Origin of the sequence: Micromonospora sp. NBC_00821 (assembly GCF_036347035.1) — a bacterium.
GTDB classification, from domain to species: domain Bacteria; phylum Actinomycetota; class Actinomycetes; order Mycobacteriales; family Micromonosporaceae; genus Micromonospora; species Micromonospora hortensis.
Map to the genome: position 1 here is coordinate 743,810 of NZ_CP108880.1, position 15,230 is coordinate 759,039.

Annotated in this window: 17 protein-coding genes; 6 read left to right on the forward strand and 11 right to left on the reverse strand. The window is 72.1% G+C overall.

From position 1 onward, the window contains the following. Positions 1-56: 56 nt before the first annotated feature. From OHB44_RS03520 to OHB44_RS03530, 3 genes are read left to right on the forward strand one after another with little or no spacing between them, the layout of a single operon-like run. Positions 57-521 (forward strand): DUF4442 domain-containing protein, encoded by a 465-nt coding sequence (locus OHB44_RS03520; RefSeq protein ID WP_238683791.1) that lies wholly within the window; start codon positions 57-59, stop codon positions 519-521. Positions 522-580: 59 nt separating this feature from the next. Beyond that, the gene (locus tag OHB44_RS03525; protein ID WP_330439604.1) at positions 581-1,384 is read left to right on the forward strand and encodes an HAD family hydrolase; all 804 of its coding nucleotides are present in this window, start codon (positions 581-583) and stop codon (positions 1,382-1,384) included. Continuing rightward, positions 1,381-3,753, forward strand: a complete 2,373-nt coding sequence (locus tag OHB44_RS03530; protein ID WP_238683789.1) for a glycoside hydrolase family 65 protein — start codon at positions 1,381-1,383, stop codon at positions 3,751-3,753. Before OHB44_RS03525 ends, OHB44_RS03530 begins: the two co-directional genes overlap by 4 nt. 130 nt (positions 3,754-3,883) lie before the next feature. Here the strand turns inward: OHB44_RS03530 and OHB44_RS03535 are convergent, their stop codons facing one another. Continuing rightward, entirely contained in the window at positions 3,884-4,078 is a 195-nt protein-coding gene (locus OHB44_RS03535) for a hypothetical protein (protein WP_091395197.1), read from the reverse strand. Between the two features lie 192 nt (positions 4,079-4,270). Between OHB44_RS03535 and OHB44_RS03540 the strand changes: the two genes are divergently transcribed. Beyond that, positions 4,271-4,921, forward strand: coding sequence for a dienelactone hydrolase family protein (locus OHB44_RS03540; protein WP_330439605.1), 651 nt, complete (start codon positions 4,271-4,273; stop codon positions 4,919-4,921). On the opposite strand, the gene OHB44_RS03545 is transcribed toward OHB44_RS03540, so the two are convergent. Then, positions 4,922-6,022 carry an AI-2E family transporter gene (locus OHB44_RS03545; protein ID WP_238683787.1) on the reverse strand — a complete coding sequence of 367 codons (1,101 nt, stop codon included), beginning with the start codon at positions 6,020-6,022 and terminating at the stop codon, positions 4,922-4,924. A 213-nt stretch (positions 6,023-6,235) separates the two neighbouring features. On the opposite strand from OHB44_RS03545, the gene OHB44_RS03550 reads away from it, so the two are divergent. Next, a complete protein-coding gene (locus tag OHB44_RS03550) occupies positions 6,236-6,406 on the forward strand; it encodes an antitoxin (RefSeq protein ID WP_231393380.1) in 171 nt (56 codons plus the stop codon). Positions 6,407-6,503: 97 nt separating this feature from the next. On the opposite strand, the gene OHB44_RS03555 is transcribed toward OHB44_RS03550, so the two are convergent. Then, the gene (locus OHB44_RS03555; protein ID WP_238683786.1) at positions 6,504-7,103 is read right to left on the reverse strand and encodes a hemerythrin domain-containing protein; all 600 of its coding nucleotides are present in this window, start codon (positions 7,101-7,103) and stop codon (positions 6,504-6,506) included. Positions 7,104-7,275: 172 nt separating this feature from the next. On the opposite strand from OHB44_RS03555, the gene OHB44_RS03560 reads away from it, so the two are divergent. After that, entirely contained in the window at positions 7,276-8,592 is a 1,317-nt protein-coding gene (locus OHB44_RS03560; protein WP_238683785.1) for an FUSC family protein, read from the forward strand. Positions 8,593-8,602: 10 nt separating this feature from the next. On the opposite strand, the gene OHB44_RS03565 is transcribed toward OHB44_RS03560, so the two are convergent. The 8 genes from OHB44_RS03565 to eccB all read right to left on the reverse strand — a co-directional run bounded on the left by OHB44_RS03565 (position 8,603) and on the right by eccB (position 15,171). Continuing rightward, positions 8,603-9,247, reverse strand: coding sequence for a C39 family peptidase (locus OHB44_RS03565; protein ID WP_091395184.1), 645 nt, complete (start codon positions 9,245-9,247; stop codon positions 8,603-8,605). 220 nt (positions 9,248-9,467) lie between these two features. After that, positions 9,468-9,875 (reverse strand): pyridoxamine 5'-phosphate oxidase family protein, encoded by a 408-nt coding sequence (locus OHB44_RS03570; RefSeq protein ID WP_330439606.1) that lies wholly within the window; start codon positions 9,873-9,875, stop codon positions 9,468-9,470. 32 nt (positions 9,876-9,907) lie between these two features. Further along, positions 9,908-10,249: a YkvA family protein gene (locus OHB44_RS03575; protein WP_330439607.1), complete on the reverse strand. Its 342-nt coding sequence runs from the start codon at positions 10,247-10,249 to the stop codon at positions 9,908-9,910. A gap of 33 nt (positions 10,250-10,282) precedes the next feature. Next, positions 10,283-11,101, reverse strand: a complete 819-nt coding sequence (locus OHB44_RS03580; protein ID WP_330439608.1) for a hypothetical protein — start codon at positions 11,099-11,101, stop codon at positions 10,283-10,285. A 157-nt stretch (positions 11,102-11,258) separates the two neighbouring features. Further along, the gene (locus OHB44_RS03585) at positions 11,259-11,579 is read right to left on the reverse strand and encodes a hypothetical protein (protein WP_330439609.1); all 321 of its coding nucleotides are present in this window, start codon (positions 11,577-11,579) and stop codon (positions 11,259-11,261) included. A gap of 242 nt (positions 11,580-11,821) precedes the next feature. Continuing rightward, positions 11,822-13,117 (reverse strand): WXG100 family type VII secretion target, encoded by a 1,296-nt coding sequence (locus OHB44_RS03590; RefSeq protein ID WP_330439610.1) that lies wholly within the window; start codon positions 13,115-13,117, stop codon positions 11,822-11,824. Then, positions 13,110-13,520 (reverse strand): hypothetical protein, encoded by a 411-nt coding sequence (locus OHB44_RS03595; RefSeq protein ID WP_238683779.1) that lies wholly within the window; start codon positions 13,518-13,520, stop codon positions 13,110-13,112. Before OHB44_RS03595 ends, OHB44_RS03590 begins: the two co-directional genes overlap by 8 nt. A gap of 46 nt (positions 13,521-13,566) precedes the next feature. After that, complete coding sequence (gene eccB / locus OHB44_RS03600) at positions 13,567-15,171, reverse strand: type VII secretion protein EccB (protein WP_266303816.1); 1,605 nt, start codon at positions 15,169-15,171, stop codon at positions 13,567-13,569. Between the last annotated feature and the right edge of the window lie 59 nt (positions 15,172-15,230).

Consider the following 15,230-nt stretch of genomic DNA (forward strand, 5'->3'; position numbering starts at 1 on the left):
CCCTGACGGCGAAGTCGCTGGTTGCCGGCCTGGTTACCGGTTAGTAACGTCAGGCCATGACTATCGACTCCCGCCAGGTGGCGGCCGGCATGCTGGAAGCGGTGCCGTTCGCTCGTACGCTCGGTATCGAGTTCGTCGAGGTGGCACCCGAGGCGGAGGGCGGCGTGCGGGCAGTCGTCCGGCTGCCCGACTCGCCGGCCACCCACAACCACATCGGGGGCCCGCACGCCGGCGCCATGTTCACCCTCGGCGAGACGGCCTCCGGCGCGGTGGTGCTGGCCGCCTTCGGGCAGCTGCTCGACCGGGCCGTGCCGTTGGCCGTCCGGGCCGAGATCGCCTACCGGAAGCTCGCCATGGGCCCGGTGCTGGCCACCGCGCGCCTCGGCCGGCCGGTGGCCGAGGTGGCCGAGGAACTGGCCGCCGGTCAGCGCCCGGAATTCCCCGTCGCGGTCCAGATCGCCACCGAGGACGGCAAGCCGACCTCGGAGATGACGGTGATCTGGACGCTGCGACCGAACTGAAACGCCCCAGGGCGGCCGAAATGGGTTTGCGGGCCCAGCGGGGTGGATAGATTCGAACCGTGCTGGGCCTACCTGCTCACGTGACCGCCTGTCTCTTCGATCTGGACGGTGTGCTGACGCAGACCGCCCGCGTACACAACGCCGCCTGGACGCAGACGTTCGACGAGTTTCTCCGCCAGCGCGCCACCGTCTCCGGCGAACCGTTCCAACCGTTCGATCCGGGCCCGGACTACAACCGCTATGTCGACGGCCGCCCCCGGGCCGACGGCGTCCGGTCGTTCCTCGCCTCCCGCGGCATCGTGCTGCCCGAGGGTGGCCCGGACGACCCGCCGGAGGCGGAGACCGTCAACGGCCTGGGCAACCGCAAGAACGTCCTGCTGCTGCACCGTCTGCGTACCGACGGCGTCGAGGTCTACCCGGGATCGGTGCGGTATCTGAAGGCGGCCACCGCCGCGGGCCTCCGCCGAGCCGTGGTCACCGCCAGCGCGAACGGGGGTGAGGTGGTGGCCGTCGCCGGGTTCGAGCCGCTGCTGGAGGCTCGGGTGGACGGGCTGGTCGCCCGCGCGCAGGGGCTGCGCGGCAAACCACACCCCGACACGTTCCTCGCCGGGGCCAAGCTGCTCGGCGTCGACCCGACGCGGGCCGCCGTCTTCGAGGACGCGCTCTCCGGGGTGGCCGCCGGCCGCGCCGGTGGCTTCGGCTACGTGGTCGGCGTCGACCGGGTCGGGCAGGCCGACGAGTTGCTCGCTCACGGCGCCGACATCGTGGTGACGGACCTCGCCGACCTCCTCGACCGCGAGGACCCACCGGCGCCGCACCGCGCCGCGACCGACCCGATCGCCACCGAACGAGGCTCCGGATGATTCGGGAGCGCGCCTATCCGGTAGAGCCGTGGCACGTCCGGGAGACCCGACTGGACATGGACGTGCTGGCCCAGTCGGAGTCGGTCTTCGCGCTCTCCAACGGGCACGTCGGCCTGCGGGGCAACCTCGACGAGGGCGAACCGCACGGCCTGCCCGGCACCTACCTCAACTCGTTCTACGAACTGCGTCCGTTGCCGTACGCGGAGGCGGGCTACGGCTTCCCCGAGTCCGGGCAGACCATCGTCAACGTCACAAACGGCAAACTGATCCGGCTGCTGGTAGACGACGAACCACTCGACGTGCGGTACGGCGAGCTGATCGCCCATGAGCGGATACTCGACCTGCGGGCCGGCACGCTGCACCGGGAGCTGCACTGGCGCTCGCCCGCCGGCCGGGAGGTAAAGGTCCGCAGCACCCGTCTCGTCTCGTTCACCCAGCGGTCCGTGGCCGCCATCAGCTACGAGGTGGAGGCCGTCGACGGCCCGTTGCGGCTGATCGTGCAGTCCGAGTTGGTGGCGAACGAGTCGCTGCCAGCGCAGAGCAAGGACCCGCGGGTCGCGGCGGTGCTGGAGTCGCCGCTGCAGGCCGAGGAGGAGCTGACCACCCCCGACGGCGGCCAGCTGATCCACCGCACGAAGGTCTCCGGTCTGCGGGTCGCCTCGGCCATGGAGCACGAGGTGCACGGCCCGGACCACACCACCATCGAGTCCGAGGGCTACCAGGACTGGGTGCGTACCACCATCGCCTGCGTGCTCCAGCCCGGCGAGAAGCTGCGGGTGATCAAGTATCTGACGTACAGCTGGTCGAGTCGCCGGTCCCTGCCGGCGCTGCGCGACCAGGTCGGCGCGGCACTGGCCGGTGCCCGGCTCGACGGATGGGACGGGCTGCACCGGGAGCAGCGCAACTACCTCGACGCGTTCTGGGATGCCTCCGACGTGCTGGTCGAGGGCGACCCGGAGGTGCAGCAGGCGGTCCGGTTCGGGCTTTTCCACGTGTTGCAGGCCGGCGCGCGAGCCGAGCAGCGGCCGATCTCGGCGAAGGGGCTGACCGGCCCCGGTTACGACGGTCACGCCTTCTGGGACACCGAGATGTTCGTCCTGCCGGTGCTCACGTACACCCAGCCGAGCGCGGTGCGCAGCGCGTTGCAGTGGCGACACAGCACGCTGGATTCGGCGCGGGAACGCGCCGAGACGCTCAACCTCCGAGGCGCGGCGTTCCCCTGGCGCACCATCGGCGGCCCGGAGTCATCCGGGTACTGGCCGGCCGGAACGGCAGCCTTCCACATCGCCGCCGACATCGCCGACGCCGTGCGCCGCTACGTGATGGTCACCGGGGACACCCAGTTGGAGCGGGAGATCGGGCTGGAGCTGCTGGTGGAGACCGCCCGGCTGTGGCGCTCGATCGGCCACCACGACCGGCACGGGCAGTTCCACATCGATGGAGTCACCGGCCCGGACGAGTACACCGCCGTGAAGAACGACAACGTCTACACCAACCTGATGGCACAGCGGAACCTGCTCGCCGCCGCCGACGTGGTCATGCGCTACCGGGACGAGGCGTTCCACCTCGGCGTCACCGACGAGGAGGCCGCGAGCTGGCGGGACGCCGCCACCTCCATGCACATCCCGTACGACGAGGAGCTCGAGGTCCACCAGCAGGTGGAGGGCTTCACCCGGCTCCAGGAATGGGACTTCACGCACACACCGGCGGAGAAGTACCCGTTGCTGCTGCACTACCCGTACTTCGAGCTGTACCGCAAGCAGGTGGTGAAGCAGGCCGACCTGGTCCTCGCCATGCACTGGCGGGGGGACGCCTTCACCCCCGAGGAGAAGGTGCGCAACTTCCTCTACTACGAGCGCCGCACCGTACGAGACTCGTCGTTGTCGGCGTGCACCCAGTCCGTGCTCGCCGCCGAGGTGGGCCACCCCGAACTCGCGCACACCTACCTGCGTGAGGCCGCGCTGATGGACCTGCACGACCTCAACGAGAACACCCGCGACGGCGTACACATGGCGTCGTTGGCCGGCGCGTGGCTCGCCCTGGTCAGCGGGTTCGGCGGTCTACGGGACCACGACGGCGAGCTGTCCTTCGCCCCCCGGCTCTCCAGCCGACTCAGCCGGTTGGAGTTCTCACTCCAGTGGCGGGGGTTGGCGCTGCGGGTGGACGTCCGGCCCCACCAGACGACGTACTCGCTGCGCCACGGCGGCCCGGACGACGTGGTGGAGTTGCGCCACCACGACCAGTTGCTGCGGGTGACCTGCGACGAGCCGGTGACCGTGCCGGTGCCACCGGCCGAACCGTCCGGCCCGCCGCCCGAGCAGCCACCGGGCCGGTCTCCGTTGCTGCGGCTGCCCGAACGCGAACAGTGACGGGCGGGACGGGAGTCTTCCCGCCCCGCCCGCCCGCGCTGTGAGTCAGACCGGCGTTCGCCGGCCCAGGTCGCTCAGACCGGCGCTCGCCGGCCTAGGTTGCTCAGACCGGCTCGCCGGCCCAGGTCGCTCAGACCGGCTCGCCGGTCGACGGACGCCCGATCGCGTCCCGGGGCGCCGCCGCCTTCGGGTCGTCGGGCAGCCGGGCCGAAGCGGCCTGGTCCCCGAAATCCTGGTCCCCGACGTCCTGGTTGCGCTCGGCGTCCTGTTCACGCTGGGTTCGCTCGGTCAGCTGCTGCTGCCGGGAAATCTGCTGCTTGGCCATGGCGATCCTCGCGATCCGTCGGGGCGCGGCTGCGCCGACACGGTCTGCGGTCGCTCGTCGCGTACCCGACGCCCCAGCGGGCAAACGCGGCACGGCTGCGGGCCCACGGCCCGGGGTGACGCCGTCGCGGCGTGCGTGCCCGGCGGCGGGCGGGGTACCCGGACCACCGGCGAGTACGCGGAGGTGGGGGGCATGGACGAGCAGCGCAGCGTGACAATTCCGATCGGGGACGCTCAACTCCCCGCCGACCTGACGCTGCCCGCCCAGCCGGTCGGCGTGGTGCTGTTCGCGCACGGCAGCGGCAGTTCCCGGCACAGCCCGCGCAATGTGGCGGTGGCCCGGACGTTGAACGGCCGCGGACTCGGCACGGTGCTGGCGGACCTGCTCACCCCGGCCGAGGACGAGGTGGACGCGCGAACAGCCGAACTGCGCTTCGACATCGGGCTGCTGGCCAGTCGGCTGGCCGGGATCGTCGACTGGCTGGCCGTCGAGCGTCCCGCCGGCGATGTGCCGATCGGTCTGTTCGGGGCCAGCACAGGTGCTGCCGCTGCCCTGGTCGCGGCGTCGTCCCGCGCCGATCGGGTGGCCGCGGTGGTCAGCCGGGGTGGTCGGCCGGACCTGGCCGGTAACGCGCTGGCCCAGGTGCGTACCCCCACGTTGCTCCTGGTCGGCGGGCTGGACGAAGAGGTGATCACGCTCAACGAGCGGGCGCTGGCCGAGTTGGGGCAGGTCGGCGAGCTAGGGGTGATCCCCGGCGCCACCCATCTCTTCGAGGAGCCCGGCACCCTTGAGCAGGTCGCCGATCAGGCCGGCACCTGGTTCACCACGCACCTCGCTCGGTGATCATTCTGAGGGCAGGAGAGCCGAGGTCGAGCGGCGCTGCTGGACGGTGTCGATGACGCGCCAGAGGACGGCGGTGATCGGAACGCTGACGAAGGCGCCGGCGATGCCCGCGATCAGCGTGCCTGCGGTGACCGCCACCAGGATCACCGCCGGATGCAGTCGGACCTGCCGCTTCATCACCAGCGGCTCCAGCAGGTTGCCCTCGATCTGCTGCACGGCGATCACCGCCGCGAGGGTGAGTAGCGCTGTGGTGGGACCGTTCGCGGCCAGCGCCACCAGCACCGCCACCGCACCGGCCACCGTCGCCCCGATGATCGGCACGAACCCACCGAGAAACGTGATCAACGCAAGCGGCAGGGCGAGTGGCACCCGCAGCACCACGAGAGCCAGCCCGATGCCCAGCGCGTCGATCGCGGCGATGAACATGGTGCCCCGGCTGTACGCGCCCAACGTCCGCCAACCGGCCCGGCCGGCCTCGGCCAGCACGGGTTGGTTCGGGCCGGAGACCCGGGACAGCACCCAGTGCCACATCGACCGGCCGTCCTTGAGCAGGAAGAAGAGCAGCACCAGAGCCAGCAGCGCGGAGCCGAACACCTCGGTGGCGGTCCGGGCGCCGGCCACCGGGTCCGGAGAGCTGCCGCTGAGCCCTTCCCGGGCCTGGTCGACCAGCCGGTCCAGCTGTGCCTCGCTGACCGGCAGGGTGGACGTCACGAAGTCGCGGCTGCGTTCGACCCCCTGCGTCAACTCCTGGCTGAGCTGATCGAACTGGCTGGCGGTCAGGTTCCACACCAGGGCGCCGACGCCGACCAGGATGCCGAGCAGCACCAGTACGGTGCAGAGCGCGGCCAGCGCCGCCGGCAGGCGCAACCGGCGCAGCAGCAGCAGGACCGGGTCGAGGAGCGCGGTGAGGAAGATGGTGGCGGCCAGCGCGATGGCCAGCGGCGCCAACAGGACGGCGATCCGGCCGAGCAGGTAGAGCCCAGCGGCGATCACCACCAGGCAGGCGCTCCACAACACAGCGGTCCGGACCAGCCACGGCAGCGCCGCCCAGGTCTGGCGCGGCCCGGGGCCGCCTGTCGGTCCGGGTTCCTCTGCGGCCATGTCGGTCCTCCTCGATGTCGACGAGGTCGGTACCCGGTCGGCCGTGCCCCGACACCCGAATCGCTGGCCGTCGCCCGCGCGGATCGTACGTCGGCCGGAATGACGTGGGCGGGTGTTCGCGAATCACGTCCGGAGCGGCGGCGTTTGCGTGGTCCGGCCGAGGGAACGCGAAGGGGACGGACCGGACTGAGGAGGAACACCGTGGGTGACTTCATGGACAAGGCCAAGGACTTCGCGGACAAGCATGACAAGCAGGTCGACCAGGGCGCGGAGAAGGCCGGCGACATGGCCGACAAGCGCACCGGCGGCAAGTACGGCGATCAGATCGACAAGGGCGTGGACCAGGCCCAGGCGCGCACCGGTGAGGGCGACCAGGTCCGCTGACCCTGCGCGCTCCTCCCGGGCCGCTGACCCTGCGCGCTCCTCCCGGGCCGCCGAGCCGTCGGCGACCCGGGAGTGCCGGGTCCGGATGATGGCCGGGTCAGCGCTTGTCGCGTAGGTCGTCCATCGAGGTGGGCCGGCCGCTCAACGCGTCGCGCAACCGGTCGACGAGACCGAGGCCGGGTGCGAGCAGTTTGTTCGCCGGTGGGTGCTCCGGGCTCCCCGGATGTGGCCGGGTCGGCCCGATCTCCTTGATCGCCGTCACCTGGGCGGCGATCTCGACGAGTTCCTCCCGAGCCGTCGCCGCGCGCAGCCGGGGAAAGAGTTCCTTCTCCTCTTCCGTCACGTGGTGTCGGACGGTGCTGGTCAGGTGGGCGAGCAGCTGGTCGAAGCGGGCGTCGGACGCGTCGACGGACTCCAACTCCTTCATGGTCCGCTCGGCGTCGGCGTGCTCCGCGATCTCCCGGTCGGCGATCTCGTTGCCGTCGGGCAGCACCTTTCGGGCGACCGGATACACGTACGCCTCCTCGGCCACCGAGTGGCGGACGAGTTCGGCGATCACCACGTCGGCGAGGCGTCGGCGGTGCTCGGGGGTGCCCTGCCGGGTCGCCAACTCGACGAGGACTGCCTCGATCTCACGATGATCGGAGACCAGGATGTCGACGACATCGTGGTCGTCGGTGGTCGGTGGATTGGTCATGTCACGGCCCCTTACCGGTTGCGGATCGGTGGGAGGTGTGTGGCTCTGGTACCCCCACCGGGCTGCGCGAACCCATGGTTGACGATGCGTCCGACGGTGTCCGTGGTGCTGGCGGTGGCGGTGGTGACCCGGCCGCCACGATTGCCCTGCCGCCGCCGGGGTAACCGCCGCCATGGCCGCCGACCGCCCACCCGCCGACCGCGATCAGTCGCGGTTCGATGAGACCGCCGAGCGGACGGTCCGGCGGGTGCGGCACCGTGGCGGGCAGGCCGGCCGGATCCGGGCCCGGCAGTGGGAGGTCACCCTGGTGATCTCCATCCAGGCGGGGCTGGCCGCGGCCATCGCCGCCCTGCTCGCCAAGAATCTGCTCGGCCCCGGATCGCACGTCTTCGCCCCCGCCGCCGCCGTCGGCACGATCGCCACCGCCATCGGGCAGCGGGCCCGCCGGACCTTCGAACTGTTGGGCGGCGTGGCCCTGGGCATCGTCATCGGTGACACGCTGCGATTCCTGCTCGGCTCGGGCCCGTGGCAGACCGGCGTGGTGGTCGCGCTGGCCATCGCCGCCGCGTTGCTGGTCGCGGGAAAGGGTGGTCCGCTTGTCGGTCAGGCCGGCGGTACCGCCGTGCTGATCGCCACGCTGGCCCCGATGGAGCGTGGCCTGGAGGTGCCCCGGATCTTCGACGCGCTGGTCGGTGGGGCTGTCGGCCTGGTGGTTGTCGCGCTCCTGTTGCCGATCAACCCGATGCGGGTGCTGGACCGGGCCGCGGCACCGATCTTCACGATCCTCTGCGAGCAACTCGCCGAGCTGGCGCGTGCGCTGCGGGAGCGCGACGGCGCCGGGACCATGGGTGTCCTGGAGCGGCTCCGCGGCACCGACGACGACCTGGGCCGGTTGCACGATGCGCTCAGCGGCGCCGAGGAGGTGGTGACGATCGCCCCCGTGCGCTGGCACCGTCGACAGCAGTACCACCGCTACGCCCGCAGCGCGGGTCACCTGGAACGGCTGCTGCTGGACACCCGCGCCATGGCCCGTTGGTCGACCACCGCGTTGCAGTACGACGAACCGATTCCGCCGGAGCTGCCGGAGGCGATGGCCCGATTGGGTCAGGCGGTGGCGGAGATGCGGGTGGAGTGCAGGGTCGGTGACGACCCTCGACGGACCCGCCGGTTGATCGAGGAGTGTGCAGAATTGGCCGGGCGGGCATCCGCGACCGGCGTCAAGTCGTTCGGCGAATCCCTCGTCACCGGACTGCGCACCGCAGCCAGCGACCTGCTCCGGGCCGCCGGTTCCGAACCCGAGGACGCCAATCGGATCGTGCGCCGGGCGGCCGGAGCCGGCGAGGCGGAGATCCACCCGCCGGTCCGCCGACAACTGCACCGGGCCCGACCGACGCGAGCCGCCCGAGCCCGTCGACGCGCGCACCTCGCCGCCCGGGCCCGTAACGACGGTCGGGCCGGCCTCCCCGCACGGGAGAGGCCGGCCCGGTGAACCGTGGTGATCAGGAGGAGTAGCCGCGCTCGGCGATCCAGTTGGCGACCTTCGGCAGGCTCATCCAGTACTCGCCCAACGCCGGGTCGGCCGGGTCGGCGACCCGGATCGTGTCACCACCGTCGCGGTAGCCGACCAGGGTCAGGTAGTGGCCACCCTCGTACGAGTGCGGGTTGCCGTCGGTATCCACCGTCGTGCCCTTGATGTTGGCCACCACCGGGCGACCGGCGTCCACCGCCGCCAGCACGTCACGGCGCAGCTGCTCGACCTGGTCGGGGCGGGCCACCGAATCACGGATCTCGGTGGTCCGGTACTTGCCACCGGTCAGCTCGTTCAGCACCCGGGTGGTGTCCAGGGCGGAGGGGGTACCCGCCTCGGTGGTACCGAGCAGCCGAGCCACCTCGTCCTGGGACAGCGCCTTGCCCTGGGCGGACAACGCGATCCGGGTCGCGGCCGGGCCGCAGTAGTAGAAGTTCGGCTGGGCCTGGTAGTCGACGCCGAGGATCCGCTCGGCGTGCCGGTCGTTCTGGCTCGACGAGGCCGGGGCCGCCTGAGCCGGGGCGGCCTGCGCGGCCACCGCAGGGCCGAGGGCGCAGCCGCCGGCGACGAGCAGGCCGACGACGGACAGGCCGCTCTTCTGGACGATCGGGTTCATGGTCGAGTCTCCGTTCGGGGGTTGGCGCCTCCGGCCAGCGGAGGGCGGCAGCACCGGGAATGGCGCTCGGCGCAACACGGCCGACCATCGGTGGTCTCGGCCCTGGGCGTACCGAGGGCGTAACCGCTCTGCTCCACGGAGAATTCCGCCGACTGCGGGCACCGGTGTCGCGCGGCGTCCCTGCCCGACCCGAACCGGTCGTCGGGGACAAACTGTCAGCTCAGAGACTGCCCAATAGCCTGGTCACGGTGATCTCGATGACCACCCGCTCCGGATTCGGCCGTGGTGTCCGATACCGCTCGGCGTACCGCCGCTCCGCCTCGGCCACGGCGGCCGGATCCGACCGCAGCACCGCGCGGCCCTCGATCGTCAACCAGCGGCGGCCATCCACGTGGCACACGGCCACCGCAGCGCCCGCCGCGCCGGCAGCCGCCACCTGGCGGGCCTTCCGGGAGACGCCGGAGGTGATGACCCGGGCCAGGCCGGCCGCCGGGTCGAGAGTCACCCCGACCGGTACGACGTGTGGGGTGCCGTCCGCCCGCAGTGTGGTCAGCGTCGCCAGGTGTCGTTCGGCGCAGAAGGCGACAACCCGCTCATCGTGCACGTCCAACCGATGATCGCCCGTCATGCCCCGTCCCCTGTCCGCCGAACCGACCCCGATCATGGCACGCGGCGGCGCACCTGACTCCGATCCGTCGGCGCGTCCGGCTGACCGGGCAGCTGCCGACCCGCCGCCCGACGTTGGTGCACCAGCCGGGTCAGGTAGATCAGCGCGGCGGCCAGGACGCCCATGTCGTCCAGGTAGATCGGGTCCGGCAGCACGTCGACCGGGAAGATCGTGTAGATCAACGCCCCGTAGAAGGCGACCTTGCCGCCCGCGCCGAGCCCGGTCAGCATCCGCCGGGTACGCACCACCCGCACCGCCAGCACCACGGCACCGACCAGTGTGGCGAGCGCCAGGATGCTGGCGATCACCACGAGGACCCACGCCTGTCGGGACATGCCGTCACGCTAACCCACCCGAGCCCGCGCGGCTCAGAACGCGGGCACCGTCGCACGGCCGCGCGCGGTCACCTTGTTCTCCCGGGTCTGCTCGACGTTCTCCCGAGGCTGCGCGCCCACCGGTCGGGCAACCTCGCTCAGCGGCAGCACCGACGCCGACTCGGCGACCCGTCGACCGGTCGCGGCGTACGCCTCCTCGCGCAGACTGCGAGCCGCGGCCACCGCCAACTCTGCCGCCCGCCACGCGGTCTGCTCCCGCTCGCGGGCTGCGGCGTGCCGGGCCGCCAGGTTGTCTCGGATCGCCCGCTGGAGCACCAGCTCCTGCTCGACCGGGTGCAGTCGCGGGTCCCAGCCGTCGCGGTGCGCGAAGACGTCGCTGAGCTGCTCCACCGACAGCTCCCGCCGCCAGTACGCATCCAGTGCCGCCCGGTGCAGGTAGCGCTCGCGGTCCGCGTACTCCGCGGGGGTCCGTGCGGTGTGCGGCAGCGGCATCGCGGCCGCCGCGTCGAGCCGCCGTACGCCGGCCTCGGCCGCCTCGTACGCCAGCCAGGCCGCCTCGACCGCCTCCTGCGCGGCCACCCACTCCTCCCGGCGGCGCCGCACTGTGGTGGTCGCCCGCTCCGCCGCCACCGCGACCTCCTGCGCGTAGCGGCTCTGCTCCCGCTCCTCCTGCGCCTGCTCAAGGTGGCTCGGCATGGCGGCGCGACGGATCCGGGAGCCCGGGTCGAAGCGGAATCGGCCGGGCCGCAGCAGGAGAGTGGAGACAGCGACGGCTACCACCCCGAGCAGGCTCAGCCAGATGACGGCGGCCCGGGAGATGTCTGGCAGGACGGCGGAGAGGATGGTTTGCATGATCAGCACCTCGCGGTCGAAGGCGGGTATCGACGGGCGGCAGAGGGCCCGGTATCGCCGGTCGGCCCGGTGGCGGGATGGTCCCGTCGACGGCGACCTCAGGGTGCCGTGCGGGATGATCAGCCGGGATCGGGCCCCGGGGGTCGCCGGGCCTGGCTCAGCGGGCGGGCGGGCCGCGTCGTGCAGGAGAGCCACGGCCGGGATCGATGGCCGGGACGTGCACCGGGCCCGCCGCGACCGGACCGGTCACCGTGGCGGTATCGAACGTGCCAGCCGGCGGGGCTTCAGCGGGCTGGGCGGCCCGCTGGTTGGCCGGAACGGCATCGGGGCGGACACTCGGCACCCGGCTGCTCACGGCACTGGGCCGCAGCTGCGTGGGGGCGGGCGGTGGGGTCGCGGCGAGAGCGGCACCGAGGCCGACCGCGAGCACCAGCGCGGTGACCGCCAGGCGGGTCAGTTCCCGCAGTGATCGCAGCACAGCCCACCTGGCTGGGCGGACAGACGCTGCGGACGACACCAGACCAACCTATCGTCCGTCCTGGCCTACCGCAGCACGGCGATGGACGGCGCGGGCGTGACCGCCACCACCATGCGCACTGTGGACGCCGACGGTCGGGGCCCAGGAATGGCAGCGCCCCCGACCGGAGCGGGTCCGATCGGGGGCACCGTGCGTCGCCGGGGGCGGCACCGCTGGTGGTGTGTGCCGGCGTCAGGCCGTCATCAGTCGCTTGTGCCGAGCACCGGAGGCGCGGCCTTGTCGTCGCCCTGCCACACCATCTCGTCCTCGGTCAACCAGGTCAGCCGCTCGTCGGAGTCGTCGTCCTGCGCTCGACCCTGCCCGCCGAGCACACCGGGCCGGCCGCCGCCGGACCCCGGCCGGGCGTTGCCGCCGGTCATGGCCGGGCGCCCGCCGCTGCCACCGCGTTGGCCGTCGATGCTGCGCCCGACCCCGTTGGCGGCGCGGGTCTCCGCCGGGGGAGCACCACCGCCGGTCGGTCGAGCCGAGGCGGGGGGTGCGTTGCCCGAGCCCGCGAGCGCGCCGCTGCGCAACACCCCGCCGGCCGGTGACCCGCCCTGTGCTCCGTAGAGCAGGCCGGGACCGGTGCTCGCCGCAGGGGGCGCGCCGGCCGGCCCGGACAGCCCGACCAGCCCGGCGGCACCACCGCCGAGCAGCGCGCCACCGACGAGGGGGTCGGCTCCGGCGAGGGAGGTGCCGCGGTCAGCGAGGTCGCTGCCAACGCCGATCGGCGCGGCGCCGACAGCCGGGCTGCCACCGGTGCCCGAGCCGACCTCACCCGGAGTCGAACCGTCGCCCGGCAGTTGGGCAACGCGGTCGGGCGACGAGATGGTCGCGTCACCGGTGCGCGCGGTGTCAGCGCCGGTGGTGGGACCGCCGGACACCCTGGCGATGGCCGAGACACTCTGTGGAGTCGTCGGATCCTTGCGGGCGGTGGTCGGAGTGTCCGGGTCGGGCGGGGGTGGTTCGACAACCCGGTCGTAGGCGGAGATCTCGTAACTGTTGGCCAGGCCGGCCACCAGGTTCACCATCCGCTGGTGGGCCTTCTCCTGCTCTGCCTTGTCCTGCTGGTGACCCGCGATGCCCCCGATGATCAGACCGGTCAGCCCGAAGGTGGCACCACCCTTGATCGCACCGCCGATCGCCTTGTCGTTGTCGTCGGTCTCCTCAGGGCTCTCGGCCTCCTTGTGGGCGGCGCGCAGATGGTCGGCCATCATGGTCAACCCCTGCTTGATGCCGGCCATCCCTTCGCCCAACGCGTCGCTGTGGGCGACGATGAAGCTGAGTCGCCGGTGGAACTCCCGACCCGCCGAACCCGTCCACGTGTTGCTCAGCTTGTCGAGGTCGCCGCTCAACTCCCGGCCGAGGCCGTCGAGGATGCCCTTGAGCTCGGCCCACTGGGTGGCCACGCCCTCGATCTGCTCCGGCTTGCCCGCCATCAGGCCGTCGTACAGCTGCTGGTGGCTGTTGTCCTGGTAGCGCTGGGTGTATTCAGACACGCCCGTCCTCCTTCGGCTGCAACGCCCGGTCGACAGGGGTCAGCGCGGCGGTGACGTCGTCGGCGTTGGCGGCGTTACGCGCCTCGGCGGTGCGGTAGTTGCTCAGGATCGTGCTGGTCGCCTGCTGTGCCGCCAGCACCGCCTGCCGGATTCGTTCGGCCTGCTCGACATAGGACTGGTGGACCTCGCTGTAGCGACGCGCCTTGTCGGTGGCGTCGAAGAACGAGCCCAGCGCCGGAGGACGGCACTGCATCTCGGTGTTGAGCTTGCGCAGCACCGACTCGGCCTGACTCAACCGCGACGCCAGGTGCTCGTGGAAGTCCTCAAGGGACAACAGGTCGACTTCCGTACGCCCGGCCATGGCAACATCCCCGTCGTTCTGGTTGACAACCGTCAGCGACATTCAGGTTAGTCCACCAGTGCGACTCCGGGCGACCCGTCGAAGCTGCTCAGCCGTCGGCGTCGGTCGATTCCGTGGACCCCCCGCCGGTCCCACCGCTCGACGGGCTGCCACTGGCCGACCCCGACGGTGGCGCCGCGGACGACGACCCCGACGGTGGCGCCGCGGACGGCGTGCCCGAGGGCGGCGCAGCGGATGGTGAGCCGGGCTCCGACGCGGCCGACGGTGGTGCGGACGGTGCCGGACCGTCGGCAGTGAAGACGGCGAATGCGTCCTCGCGATCCAGAGTCGGCCCGGTCGGGATCAGGGCGAGCAGGGAGCCGGGCACCGCCAGCGGGGTGATCCCGCCGTAGCCGAGCACGTCCAGTGTCGCCGCCGAGCCGAGCGGATACCGGATGCCCTGCGGGCTGATCAGGTAGATCGTCGACCCGGCGGCGCCGGAACCGCTGGTCCCGGCGCCGGGTGAGGCCTGTGCGATGACACCCTTGCCGCCGGGCAGCAGCACCGCCTCGGCGGTGCGTACGGCGTCGCGCCTGGTCTGGCGCACCGGCACCAGGCCCGGATCGCTGTCGGTCAACTCGGTTGGCACCCGGTCGAAGACCTCCAGTGTGGTGGTCGGCGGGCCGCCCGCGGTGCCCTTGCGGTACGTCGCGCACAGCGTGGTCTGACCGGGCTGGGCCGGGTAGAGGGCGGGCATCGTCGAGGGCACCCCCTCCTCCTCGATCCGCCGCTCCTCGAACGCCTCGCTCGCCTGGTTCGGGGTGATGTCGGTGATCCGACCGCCGTTGCTGACGAGCAGCAGAGCGGTGATCTCACTGATCGAGACGAGAGCGTCCCGGGTCAGCACGTAGTGCCGCCCGGCGGCCTTGAACACCGAACCGACGTCGTGCGTCTGCCCGGCCACCGTGCGACTGCTGGGCTCCCCCTCACCCGGCAGCGACGGCCGGCGCAGCGGTGGCCCGGCCGGCACGGCGTTGAGCAACTGCTGCCCGACCTGGAGTCGCTCGGTGCCGGCCATCCGTAGCGCCGTGATCGTGCGGGACGGATCGAGCAGTTGGAGCCGGGTGTTGTTGGTGACCAGGTATCGCTGGTCGTTCACCGAGACCAGCACCGCCCGGTCACCCAGCGGCGTGCCGCCGGGCAGGGCCCGGTCGATCACCAGCCGGGTGCTGGACCGCTGCCTGTCGACCGGGTCGGGCACGTCGCAGACCGACCAGGGCAGCCCGGTCAGTGACTTGCGGTCCGGCAGGGCGTCCGGTGCCCCGACGATGCCGACGGTGACGCCGCGGGGCCGGTCCCGCAGCGACGCCTGGGACATCGTCCGCACCTGGGCACTCGCGTCGTTCACGATGAGGCGCGCCGAGGTGTAGTTCAGCGTCGGGTGCAGCTTGCCCTCGATGAAGACGTACGTCGCGCCGGTTTCCCGTTCGATGACGAGGGTCTGGTCGTCCAGCGGCGCCGCGCCACCGGTCAACTGCCCGTAGGCACCCACCCCGCCGAGCACGATGGCCGCGGTGAGGACACTGCCGAAGACGGCCATGCCGAGCCGTCGCATCGGCAGGTTGGTGGTCTCCGGATCGCCCGACAGCAACGCGGAGACGATGCGGCGGGTGACGAAGCGGTACGCCTGCACCTGATCGCGGCGGGTCCGCATGACTTACCTCCGGCGGGGTGGATCCGCGACGATCAGGGTCGGAGTGCCGTCGCGGGCTT

Bases quoted from the DNA above. Each gene is read 5' to 3' on its own strand.
- OHB44_RS03535 (WP_091395197.1), bottom strand. From the start codon at position 4,078: ATGGCCAAGCAGCAGATTTCCCGGCAGCAGCAGCTGACCGAGCGAACC.
- OHB44_RS03550 (WP_231393380.1), top strand. From the start codon at position 6,236: ATGGACAAGGCCAAGGACTTCGCGGACAAGCATGACAAGCAGGTCGAC.
- OHB44_RS03575 (WP_330439607.1), bottom strand. From the start codon at position 10,249: ATGTCCCGACAGGCGTGGGTCCTCGTGGTGATCGCCAGCATCCTGGCG.
- eccB (WP_266303816.1), bottom strand. From the start codon at position 15,171: ATGCGGACCCGCCGCGATCAGGTGCAGGCGTACCGCTTCGTCACCCGC.
- OHB44_RS03565 (WP_091395184.1), bottom strand. From the start codon at position 9,247: ATGAACCCGATCGTCCAGAAGAGCGGCCTGTCCGTCGTCGGCCTGCTC.
- OHB44_RS03545 (WP_238683787.1), bottom strand. From the start codon at position 6,022: ATGGCCGCAGAGGAACCCGGACCGACAGGCGGCCCCGGGCCGCGCCAG.
- OHB44_RS03570 (WP_330439606.1), bottom strand. From the start codon at position 9,875: ATGACGGGCGATCATCGGTTGGACGTGCACGATGAGCGGGTTGTCGCC.
- OHB44_RS03530 (WP_238683789.1), top strand. From the start codon at position 1,381: ATGATTCGGGAGCGCGCCTATCCGGTAGAGCCGTGGCACGTCCGGGAG.
- OHB44_RS03595 (WP_238683779.1), bottom strand. From the start codon at position 13,520: ATGTCGCTGACGGTTGTCAACCAGAACGACGGGGATGTTGCCATGGCC.
- OHB44_RS03520 (WP_238683791.1), top strand. From the start codon at position 57: ATGACTATCGACTCCCGCCAGGTGGCGGCCGGCATGCTGGAAGCGGTG.
- OHB44_RS03580 (WP_330439608.1), bottom strand. From the start codon at position 11,101: ATGCAAACCATCCTCTCCGCCGTCCTGCCAGACATCTCCCGGGCCGCC.
- OHB44_RS03560 (WP_238683785.1), top strand. From the start codon at position 7,276: ATGGCCGCCGACCGCCCACCCGCCGACCGCGATCAGTCGCGGTTCGAT.
- OHB44_RS03540 (WP_330439605.1), top strand. From the start codon at position 4,271: ATGGACGAGCAGCGCAGCGTGACAATTCCGATCGGGGACGCTCAACTC.
- OHB44_RS03555 (WP_238683786.1), bottom strand. From the start codon at position 7,103: ATGACCAATCCACCGACCACCGACGACCACGATGTCGTCGACATCCTG.